Annotated in this window: 9 protein-coding genes; 3 read left to right on the top strand and 6 right to left on the bottom strand. The window is 70.6% G+C overall.

Features of this window, described 5'->3' with window-relative positions:
• Positions 1–256: 256 nt before the first annotated feature.
• Positions 257–2,131 carry a S53 family peptidase gene (locus CEK66_RS15220; protein ID WP_193312676.1) on the top strand — a complete coding sequence of 625 codons (1,875 nt, stop codon included), beginning with the start codon at positions 257–259 and terminating at the stop codon, positions 2,129–2,131.
• 73 nt (positions 2,132–2,204) lie between these two features.
• Here CEK66_RS15220 and CEK66_RS15215 read toward each other — a convergent pair whose 3' ends face one another.
• Positions 2,205–3,176 (bottom strand): mitochondrial fission ELM1 family protein, encoded by a 972-nt coding sequence (locus CEK66_RS15215; RefSeq protein ID WP_152237464.1) that lies wholly within the window; start codon positions 3,174–3,176, stop codon positions 2,205–2,207.
• A 126-nt stretch (positions 3,177–3,302) separates the two neighbouring features.
• Here CEK66_RS15215 and CEK66_RS15210 point away from each other — a divergent pair, with 126 nt between their 5' ends.
• Together CEK66_RS15210 and CEK66_RS15205 are read left to right on the top strand one after the other, a co-directional pair.
• A complete protein-coding gene (locus tag CEK66_RS15210) occupies positions 3,303–3,893 on the top strand; it encodes a malonic semialdehyde reductase (RefSeq protein ID WP_152237463.1) in 591 nt (196 codons plus the stop codon).
• Positions 3,894–3,976: 83 nt separating this feature from the next.
• On the top strand, positions 3,977–4,615 hold the full coding sequence (locus CEK66_RS15205) for a YceI family protein (RefSeq protein WP_017910034.1): 639 nt from the start codon (positions 3,977–3,979) through the stop codon (positions 4,613–4,615).
• 328 nt (positions 4,616–4,943) lie between these two features.
• On the opposite strand, the gene CEK66_RS15200 is transcribed toward CEK66_RS15205, so the two are convergent.
• The 5 genes from CEK66_RS15200 to CEK66_RS15180 form a co-directional block, all read right to left on the bottom strand.
• Positions 4,944–5,738, bottom strand: a complete 795-nt coding sequence (locus CEK66_RS15200; RefSeq protein WP_152237462.1) for a siderophore-interacting protein — start codon at positions 5,736–5,738, stop codon at positions 4,944–4,946.
• 85 nt (positions 5,739–5,823) lie between these two features.
• Positions 5,824–6,369, bottom strand: coding sequence for a PadR family transcriptional regulator (locus tag CEK66_RS15195; protein WP_152237461.1), 546 nt, complete (start codon positions 6,367–6,369; stop codon positions 5,824–5,826).
• Between the two features lie 546 nt (positions 6,370–6,915).
• Positions 6,916–7,308, bottom strand: a complete 393-nt coding sequence (locus CEK66_RS15190) for an STAS domain-containing protein (RefSeq protein ID WP_152237460.1) — start codon at positions 7,306–7,308, stop codon at positions 6,916–6,918.
• Positions 7,305–7,745: an ATP-binding protein gene (locus CEK66_RS15185; RefSeq protein WP_152237459.1), complete on the bottom strand. Its 441-nt coding sequence runs from the start codon at positions 7,743–7,745 to the stop codon at positions 7,305–7,307. Before CEK66_RS15185 ends, CEK66_RS15190 begins: the two co-directional genes overlap by 4 nt.
• Positions 7,742–9,718, bottom strand: coding sequence for a SpoIIE family protein phosphatase (locus CEK66_RS15180; RefSeq protein WP_193312677.1), 1,977 nt, complete (start codon positions 9,716–9,718; stop codon positions 7,742–7,744). The genes CEK66_RS15185 and CEK66_RS15180 overlap by 4 nt, the downstream gene beginning before the upstream one ends.
• Between the last annotated feature and the right edge of the window lie 159 nt (positions 9,719–9,877).

Here is a 9,877-nt window from a genome sequence, read left to right as displayed (position 1 = left end):
TACGCCCTCCGTCCCCTCACCCCAACCCCTCTCCCGATGGGAGAGGGGCTACGGCTTCTCCCTTCTCCCCTCGGGAGAAGGTGCCCCGCAGGGGCGGATGAGGGTCGGGCGCAGCCTCGCAGCAACGCACCACGCGCGCACGTCGCACGCCGCACCTTCGCCCCGATCCTTCTCCTGTGCAGAGAGGGACCATCGATTTCCCACCGCGAGGCCGCCACGGCCTCGTCTCACTCGCTCTACCCCCGGAGAGACGCCCATGCTTGATCGCATCCGCCGTCGGCCCTTGCTGGCTGCCGTGTTGTCCGCTTCCCTGCTGTGCGCGCTCGGCACCGCCAATGCCGCGCCCGACGCCTCCATCGCGGCGATGACCGCCACCCTGCGCAGCGCGCCGGTCACCTTCGACGTGCACCTGCCCTTGCGCGACCAGGCGGGGTTGGACGCCCTGCTGGCCGACATCCAGGATCCGGTCTCGCCGCAGTACCACCACTGGCTGACGCCGGCCGAGTTCCAGCGCCGCTTCGCGCCGGCACCGGCGCAGATCGCGCAGGTGCGCGCCGCGTTGCAGGCCGCGCACATGAACGTCGTCGAGCAGGGCGCCACCCTGCATGTCAGCGCGAGCGCGGACAACGTCGAGCGGCTGTTCGCGGTGCCGTTGACCGCCGAGGTGCAGCAGGGGACCCAGGCTCGCCTCGCCGCGGCCGCGCCGTTGCAGTTGCCGGCTGCGCTGCGCGACACCGGGGCGACGGTGACCGGCCTGACCCGCGGCGCGCCGGCGATGCACGTCAACTGGCAGCGCGCGGCCACCAAGAATCCCGCCAACCGCTACGGCGCCGGCGGTACCACCTACTGGTACAACGATCTCAAGCAGGCCTACGGCTACCCGTCCTACCAGGCCACCACCGGCGCGGCCGGGCAGCAGCGCCGGCTCGACGGCACCGGCAGCACCATCGCCATCCTGATCAGCAGCGACGTGCTGGATTCGGACATCAAGGCGATGTTCGACCACGAAAACTTCAGCCGCTACGCCGCCAACCACGCCGACCCGACCCTGTACGCGCGCCACTACGTGGCCGGCGCCAAGCCCGGCCTGCAGGACGGCAACGACGCCGCAGGCGGCGAGGCCGCGCTCGACGTGCAGATGGCGCTCGGCGGCGCGCCGGGTGCGCACGTGCTGCTGTACGTGATCCCGGACCTGAGCGACGCCTCGGTGCTGGCCGGCTACCGGCAGATCGTGCAGGACAACCAGGCCGACGTGGTCAGTTCCTCGTTCGGCGTCTGCGAGCTGTACTACACCGCGGCCTACAACGGCGGCAAGGATTTCACCTCGCTGCTGCGCCCCTACGATGCGGTGTTCAAGCAGGGCAACGCGCAGGGCATCACCTTCGTCGCCTCCAGCGGCGACAACGCCGGCCTGGACTGCGCGGATACGCAGTACGCGGTCGACCACAAGGACGGCCACTTCGTCGCCGGCGTCGAACACCCCGCAGCCAGCCCGCACGTGACCGCGGTCGGCGGCGGCAACCTGCTCACTGCGTACAAGAAGGGCAGCCTGGAATCCGGCTACAAGAGCGAAAGCGCCTACGGCGATCCGCTGGAGACCGCGGACTACTACGGCGTCGGCGCGAACCTGGCCGGCGGCTACTGGGGCGCCGGCGGCGGCGTCAGCACCCTGTTCCAGCGTCCGGCCTATCAGTTGCGTGCACTCGGCGGGACGCGCACGTCCATGCGCGCGCTGCCGGACATCGGCATGCTGGTCGGCGGCTGCCCGGGGATTGCGACGCAGCCGTGCCGTGAGGGCGACAGCTCGGTGGCCACCTACTTCAAGGGCGGCATCTCGGCGATGATCGGCACCAGCGTCGCCGCGCCGGAATTCGCCAGCGCGGTCGCGCTGCTGGTGGAGAAGCAGGGCCGCCAGGGCAATCTCAACGATTACCTGTACCGCCTGGCCGCCAATGGGCCGGAGGCGCTGCATCGCGGCATCCCCGGCTACAACGGCGTGGTCGACAACAACCAGCCGATCAAGGGCAAGTACAACTACACGGTCGGCGTGGGCACGCCGGTGGTGCGGCTGCTGATCGGCGCGCTGGATGCGGCGCCGGCCGGCGTGCCGCGTTCGCCGAGCAACCCCTGACATAGCGTGATGTGACGCGTTGGGCCCGGTTGCCGTGTCGGTGTCGTGGCAGCGACGCCGGCACGGCGGCCGATCAGGCCAGCGCCAGGCGGTCGCGGATCAGCGCGGCCACCCGCGCGGTTTCGCGCAGCGGTGCGATGCCGGCGGCGTACGCGTCGCCGGGATCTTGCGCCGGAAGTAGGCGTCCACGCGCCTGCAAAGCACGATGGAAATCCAGGGCGCGGCCACGCGCCGTCTCCGGCATCAGTACCTGCACCGGCACGCGCGTGGCGCAGGCTTCGGATAGCAGGTTCACCGAGTCCGGCGTGCACACGAGACGCTCGGCCCAGCCGAGCAGGCCGGCATAGGGATTGGCGCCGTCGTCCGCGCCGCACCACACCATGCCCGGCACGTCGGCAAACGTGCGGCGCAAGGCCGCGGCCACCGCAGGCGGCGTGCGCCGCGATGCGCTGGCGAGGAGGCTGCCGCCGTGCGCGCGCAACTGTGCGGCGATGTCGGCGAAGGCGGCCTGTGCCTGTGCTGCGCTCCACGGCGCCAGCCCGGAGGGGCCGCCCACCAACAGACCGATGCGCGGCGAGGGCAATGCGCCCAACGCAGGAAACGCCGTGCGCCCGGCCGCCAGCCAGGCATCGTCGATCGGATGCAGGCTGCCGAGCAGGGTCAGCACATTGGGGCCGCGCAGGCGATCGTGTTCCGGCACCACCACTACGTCCCAGTGTCGCGGGTCCAGCCGCGGATCCAGGATCTGCACCACCTGGCTGCCGCGCGTGCGCAGCAGCCGCGTCGCCAGTGCCGCCTGGCGGCCGCAGCCCACGGCGAGCGGCGGCGGCTGCTGCACTGCTGCGGCGAATGTCGCGCCGTACGCATGCTGCGCGCCGGGCAGCCAGCGTGGCGCCAACCAGCGCCACGGCATGTGCGGCTGCAACACCTGCGCCTGGATCGGTACCGCGGCCGGAAGCGCCAACGCGGCGGCCAGTGCCTCGGCCTGGCGGGCGTTGCCGGCGCGGCCATCGCTAATCGCCCAGGTCGCGTCCGATCGTTTCACGTTTGGTAGTAATCCGTTGCATCGCGGCCGGGTGTTGCGACAATCGTGCCACTCTACACTGGCCGCCTCGCATCGGGACGGCCCCACCGGCCTCCTGGCGCTTCCCTCGATCAAGGAACTTCCTCCATGTCCGACGCCTTGCACGACGCCGCCCTCGACCAGTTGTTCCGCACCGCGCGCACCCAGAACGCGTTCCTGGACAAGCCGGTCGCCGAAGCCACCCTGCGCGCCCTGTACGACCTGGTGAAGTGGGGCCCGACCGCGGCCAACGGCAGCCCGGCGCGCTTCGTCTTCGTCACCTCGCCGCAGGCCAAGGAAAAGCTCAAGCCGGCGCTGTCCGAAGGCAACCTGGCCAAGACCCTGGCCGCGCCGGTCACGGTGATCGTGGCCCACGACGAAGACTTCCACGAGAAGCTGCCGTACCTGTTCCCGCACACCGACGCCAAGAGCTGGTTCGACGGCCCGCGCGAAGGCCGCAGCGAAGGCGCGTTCCGCAACGGCTCGCTGCAGGGCGCCTACCTGATCCTGGCCGCGCGTGCGCTGGGCCTGGATGCCGGTCCCATGTCCGGCTTCGACAACGCCAAGGTCGATGCCGCGTTCTTCGCGGGCACTGCGATCAAATCCAACTTCCTGGTCAACCTCGGCTACGGCGATCCCAGCGGCCTGTTCCCGCGCCTGCCGCGGCTGAGTTTCGACGAGGCCGCGCGCATCGAGTGAGCGCGCGCGTTCCGCTTTCGTGTCCCACCGCAGGCCCGCGCCTGCCGCAGTTTCGTCCCATCACCCCTCCAAGGAGTTCCACCATGACCAAGACCCGCAAACTGCTGCTCCCGCTCGCCATGGCCCTGGCCGTCGTCGTCGCCCAGCCGGCCACCAGCGCCTTCGCCGCCCCGGCCGCCGCCGCTGCCGCCGCCAAGGGCGTCTCCGGCACCTACACGCTCGACCCGGCCCACACCGACGTGCTGGTGCAGTGGAGCCACTTCGGCTTCTCCAACCCGTCCGCGCACTTCGGCGACGTCGACGGCACCCTGGTCTACAACGCCCAGGACGTGAGCAAGTCCAGCGTCAACGTGACCCTGCCGCTGTCCGGCCTCAACAGCTTCACCGCCAAGTTCGACGAGCACCTGAAGAGCGCCGACTTCTTCGACGCCGCCAAGTTCCCGACCGCCACCTTCAAGAGCACCAAGGTGACCTCGGCCGGCGGCAACAAGCTGACCGTCGCCGGCGACCTGACCATCAAGGGCACGACCAAGCCGGTGGTGCTGGCGGTGACCCTCAACGGTGCCGGTCCGCACCCGATGAAGAAGGTGCCGGCGCTGGGCTTCGACGCCACCACCACGGTCAAGCGCAGCGACTTCGGCCTGGGCGCCTACGTGCCGAACGTCAGCGACGAGGTGAAGATCCGCATCACCACCGAAGCGCTGCAGGCAGCGGCCAAGTAAGGCCGCCTGTGGTCGCGGCGGCGCTTCTCGCGCTGCCGCCTGCCGTAACGCAAACGCCCGCCATTCGGCGGGCGTTTGTATGTTCGGGACCTCGCTGTGTGCAGTGCAATGAAACTGCGCGCGAAAGACGCACCATAGGGGCGGCTTCAGCCGCGATGGCCTTACCGCGATGGTTCTCGGCGAAGCCTCGCATGCGCCCGAAGCGCCAGGCGCGTCCTTACCCTCACCCCAACCCCTCTCCCGGTGGGAGAGGGGCTGTTGCGACGGATTGCCGTGTATTCCGTGCCGGCCATATTGCGCGTGCTTTTTGCTTTCTTCGACGCGGCTTTCAGTCTTCGGCCGCGTCCCCGCCCGCCTTCCAATACCCCGTCGCACGAATCCACTCCTTAGGCACGCCCAGGTGGCCTTCGACGAACTTGCGCATCATCCGCGCGCGGGCCGATTCGCAGGCGATCCAGTAGAACGCGTCGCCCTCGGGCGGGTCGAAGTCGCGCAGGGCGCCTTCCAGCAACTGGCTGCTGCGCGCGTCCACGCCGTTGCGTTCCAGCCAGGTGATGCGCAGCTCGGCGTCGCAGTCCAGCGCCTGCCGGTCGGCGTAGCCGGGGATCTCGATCAGCGCGTCGACTTCCGCGTCGGCCCGCAGGGTCTCCAGCCAGCGGCCGATCGCCGGCAGCGCGGTCTCGTCGCCGATCAGCACATAAGCGTCGAAGTCGTCGGCGGCCACGAACGAGCCGCGCGGCCCGCCGACGACCAGCGCATCGCCCGGGTCGGCCTGCGCCGCCCAGCGGCAGGCCGGGCCGTCGCCGTGCAGCACGAAGTCCAGGGTCAGTTCCTGCGCGTCGGCGTCGTAGTGGCGCGGGGTGTAGTCGCGGGCGGGCGAGGGCAGTGCGTCGGCCGGATACACCGGGCCGTGCTCGGTCATCGTCGGCAGCACGAACGCGCCTTCGGGATTGGGGAAGAACAGCTTGACGTGGTCGTCCGGCCCGGCGCTGACGAAGCCGTCCAGCTCGGGGCCGCCGACGACGATGCGGCGCATGTGCGGGGTCAGTGGTTGCGTGCGCAGCACCTGAAGATGACGCAGGCGCAGCGGGTGGCGCAGCAGGCGGTGTTCGTGGGTCGCCATGGGAATCCTCGGAAGTGGGGGAGAGGGTTGGCGGGCGACGCGGACGCCGAAAGCGCTAATGTCCGCGTGCTGGCTGGAAGGGGAATCAGGGTGTGTTGCCATCCATGCCGTCGGCGGCGGCATGCAACAGCGCGGCGACGCGCTCGATCTCGTCCGGGTCCCAGCGCCCGTGCCGCGCCAGCAGGCCGTGCTTGATGCGGCGCATCGCCTCGCGCACCGGCGCCGGCACGTTGGCGCGCACCAGCGCACGCGCGCTGTGCTGGGTGCGCTGCAGCGCCGCGTCCACCTGCGCGCGCTCGGTGCGCACGAAGGCCTGGCCGGCCGCGGTGATCGCATAGCGCTTGCGGGTCGCGTCGGCATCGGCCTGCACCAGGCCCTGCGCTTCCAGTTGCGCCAGGGTGGGGTAGACCGTGCCGGCGCTGGGCGTGTACAGGCCATGGAACAGCTCGGCGACCGCGCGGATCAACTCGTAGCCGTGGCGCGGCTGGGTCTCGATCATCGCCAGCAGCAACAGCCGCAGGTCGCCGTGGCCGAGCGGACGGGGGCCGCGTGCGCCACGGCTGCGGCCGGCCCGGTCGTCCTCGAACAGGCGGTGCGCGGGGTGCGGGCCGGGGGCGTGGGGTCGCGGCATTTCGATATGTCGAATCGGGTGCGGAAAAGATATATCGAAGTTGTGCGGTCGGCAAGCGCTTGGCAGGTCGGGCGTTGGAGCGCGGTGGGATTGGTTCAGTCAAGACGGCAGCGCGCGTTTGCGTCCTGCGCGTGCATTCGGTGTGCTTGGGAGTTCTGCGGGGATGAGCTGTCCAAGTTGCATCGGCCAGCCGTGGCCCTTTTGAGAGTCAGCTGGTCATGCAGTCGCGAAAAGGGAAGCCGGAAGCCGACTGACACCCTCCCTCGTCGGGACTGAAGTCCCTCCCACAAGAGATGCCCAGTCCATCCCTGTGGAAGTGGCTTAGCCATGACGCGCTGTACGGCAACTCCGGTCGCGGCCTGGGCCGCTTGTGTCGAAAGAGGGTCTTGCAGCGCGCTCGCCGGGCACACTGTGGAAGGGACTTCAGTCCCGACGCATTGCGCCGTCGGCAGGCACGCCGCGTCGCGCATCGCAGCGGCATGGCAGTCGACGTGCGTCAAAAGAGAGCCTTGCAGCGCGCTCGCTGGGTGCACTGTGGGAGGGACTTCAGTCCCGACGCGTTGCGCCATCGGCCAACACCCGCCGCTGCATCTCGTCCAGGTACTCGTCCAGTTCCTGCACCGAGGTAAAGATCTCGTTCAACGGCACCGCCTTGACCACATCGAACACCTTGCGGATCTGCGGTTGCGGGTTCACCACCAGCACCCGCCCGTCGCGCGCGGCCAGCACCTTGCGCGCCTTGAAGATCGAGCGGATGCCCGCGCTGCTGATGTAGTCCAGGTGCGACAGGTCCAGCACCAGGGTGGTGAGCGGCGTGGCCAGCAGCGGCGCCAGCGCCTCGTCCAGGGCCTGATAGGTGTGCGTGTCCAGGCGCCCGCTCAGGGTGAGGCGTTGGCGCTTGTCCTGCGCCGGGTCGATCTGCAGGCTCAACGTGGTCATGCGGGCGACTCCTGAAGAGGGGGATCGGCAGGTTGCAGCAACACGATGCGCACCACATTACGGCCGGCGTCGTGGTGGTAGTCCAGGCGATCGGCCAGTTGCTGCACCAGGTGCAGGCCGAGGCCGCCGATCGGGCGTTCGGCGATGTCCGCGTCCAGGTCCGGCACCGGCGCGTCGCGCGGGTCGAAGGCCGGGCCGCTGTCGTGGAACTCCAGCACCAGCGCGTCGTGCAGCAGATGCAGGATCACGTCCACCGGCAGCGGCTCACGGCGCAGGTGGCCGTGTTCGAGGGTATTGCACGCCAGTTCCTCGACGATCAGCCGGGTGCGGCTGACCTGCTCGCCGCTCACGCCGTGGCGCCGTAGCGCCGCCTCCACGCTGTCGCTCAACTGCGCCAGTGCGTCGATTGCCGGTTCCATCTGCCATCGCAGCATCATCGCGTCGCCTCCCGTGCCGGATCCTGGCGCAGCCGGATCGCCAGGAGCGTAATGTCGTCGGACTGCGGTGCCGGTGCGGTGAACGCCTGCACGTCGGCCAGCACCGCGGCGCACTGCGCCTGCGCGTCGGCGCCCGGCTGCAGCGCCGCCAGCAGCCGCGCCTCGCCGTAGGGCCGGTCCTGCGCATCCATGGCCTCGGTAATGCCGTCGGTGTAGCTGAGCAGGGTGGCGCCGGCGGCCAGGCGCCCATGCACCACCGGGTAGCGCGATTGCGGCTCCAGCCCCAGCGGCGGGCCGGACTCCAGTGGCAGCAATTCCGCGCGGCCGTCGGCGCCGAGCAGCAACGGCGGCTCGTGGCCGGCGCTGGACAGCCAGTAGTCGCCGCTGTGCACGTCGATCAGCCCGCACAGCACGGTGGCGAACATGCACGGCTCGTTGCCTTCCACCAGACGCTGCGAGGCCGCGATCAGGATCGCGTCCGGGCGCGTGTGCCGGCGCGCGGCGATCTCCAGCACCGTCATCGCCCGCGCCATGAACAGCGCCGCCGGCACGCCCTTGTCGGACACGTCGCCGACCACGAACCACAGCAGCCCCGGCTCGGTCTCGAAGAACTGGTAGAAGTCGCCGCCCACCATCTCCGCCGGTTCCAGCAGCGCATAGGTCTCCAGATGCTTATGGGCGCTGTCGAAGGTGCGCCCGACCGGCAGCATCGCCAACTGGATGTCGCGCGCGATCGACAGCTCGCTCTGCATGCGCTGCCGCGCCTGCGCCAGCGTGGCGATCTCGTCCAGCTGGCGCTTGATCGAGCCGCGCGCGCTGTCGAAGGCGCGCGCCATCACCCCCACTTCGTCCGCGCGTTCGACATGACGCAGCGGGTAGTCGAACGCGCCCTGGCTGAAGTGCAGCGCCGAGTCGGTCAGGTCCTCGATCGGCCGCACCAGCCGCACCGTGTAGCGGTGCAGCAGCCACAGCCACAGCGCCAGCGCGGCGGCGCCGGCCAGCGCGCCCCACAGCACGATGCGGTCCAGCCCGGCCAGAATGTAGTCCTCCGACACGCTCAGCGCGAAGGTCCAGCCGGTGTCGCCCACCGCCGCGCTCTGCGTGAGGTAGCGGGTGCCGTCCGGCGCGGTGTGCTCGAACCGCACCGCGGTGTGCGTGTCGGCCGCCTGCGCCAGCGGCGACAGGTCCGGCCGCGCCCGCGCCACGTGTGCCTCCAGGGTGCGGCGGAAGCGCAGCGCCGGGTCCGGATGCAGCACGAACAGCCCGTCCGGCGACAGCAGCATCGGCTGCAGCCCGCTGTTGGCCGGCAGTTCGGCGACGATGGCCTGCAGTCGCTGCAGTGGCACGTCCACGCTCACCATGCCGATCGCCGGCGCCTGCGGCCCGTCGCCGGGCAGGCGCAGCGGCAGGTTGTAGGTGGTCAGAAACGCGCCGCCGGTGCTGGCGTCGCTGTACGGCTCGGACCACCACGGCGCCGGCGCGGCCAGCGTGCGCCGGTACCAGGGCATGCTGCGCGCGTCGAAGCCCAGCGCCTCCACCGGCTGTTCCAGCACCCCGGTAGCGGTGCGCCGCAGGTGCCAGGCGAAACCGCGGCCGTCGTCCTTCAGCGCGCCTGGCTCGATCACCAGCAAGGCCCCGGCGATGTCCGGGTCGCCCTGCAGCGTGGCCTGCAGCAGATTGCGCAGGTTGAACGGCTGCCGGCCCAGCCCCGCCGCGGCGGCGGCCAGGGTGCGCCCGCTCACCTGCACCGAGCCCAGCGTGGCGTCCAGGCTGCGCGCGGTCTGCTGGGTCAGCCCGGCCACCTCCTCGCGCGCGTTGCGCACCATCACCTCGCGCGCACCCAGGTAGAACAGCAGGGCCAGGCCCAGCAGCAGCGCCACCTGCAGCAGGCTGCCCCACAACAGCAGCCGCGTGCGCAGGCTGTGCCGCCAGGCGACCGCGGAAGGCTCCTGCGCTGACGAGGCGACGGCGATGGCGGCGCTCCACGGGGGCCTGGAGCCCGATCATAAGCGCAGCCGCGGCCGCCCGGCACAGCGGCCGCGGCGGCTGTCCCGCCGCGTGTCCCGGGCCAATGTGACAGTCCGTTCCATACGCTGGCGTACGAGGTCCTTGGAAGCGGTTGCGCTACACTT

Origin of the sequence: Xanthomonas sp. LMG 12460 (assembly GCF_009192895.1) — a bacterium.
GTDB lineage: Bacteria > Pseudomonadota > Gammaproteobacteria > Xanthomonadales > Xanthomonadaceae > Xanthomonas_A > Xanthomonas_A sontii.
This window is presented reverse-complemented; position numbering and strand designations above follow the sequence as displayed.

Excerpts from the sequence above, each read along its gene's own strand:
- CEK66_RS15200 (WP_152237462.1), bottom strand. The coding sequence starts at position 5,738 with ATGGCGACCCACGAACACCGCCTGCTGCGCCACCCGCTGCGCCTGCGT.
- CEK66_RS15220 (WP_193312676.1), top strand. The coding sequence starts at position 257 with ATGCTTGATCGCATCCGCCGTCGGCCCTTGCTGGCTGCCGTGTTGTCC.
- CEK66_RS15210 (WP_152237463.1), top strand. The coding sequence starts at position 3,303 with ATGTCCGACGCCTTGCACGACGCCGCCCTCGACCAGTTGTTCCGCACC.
- CEK66_RS15205 (WP_017910034.1), top strand. The coding sequence starts at position 3,977 with ATGACCAAGACCCGCAAACTGCTGCTCCCGCTCGCCATGGCCCTGGCC.
- CEK66_RS15195 (WP_152237461.1), bottom strand. The coding sequence starts at position 6,369 with ATGCCGCGACCCCACGCCCCCGGCCCGCACCCCGCGCACCGCCTGTTC.
- CEK66_RS15185 (WP_152237459.1), bottom strand. The coding sequence starts at position 7,745 with ATGATGCTGCGATGGCAGATGGAACCGGCAATCGACGCACTGGCGCAG.
- CEK66_RS15190 (WP_152237460.1), bottom strand. The coding sequence starts at position 7,308 with ATGACCACGTTGAGCCTGCAGATCGACCCGGCGCAGGACAAGCGCCAA.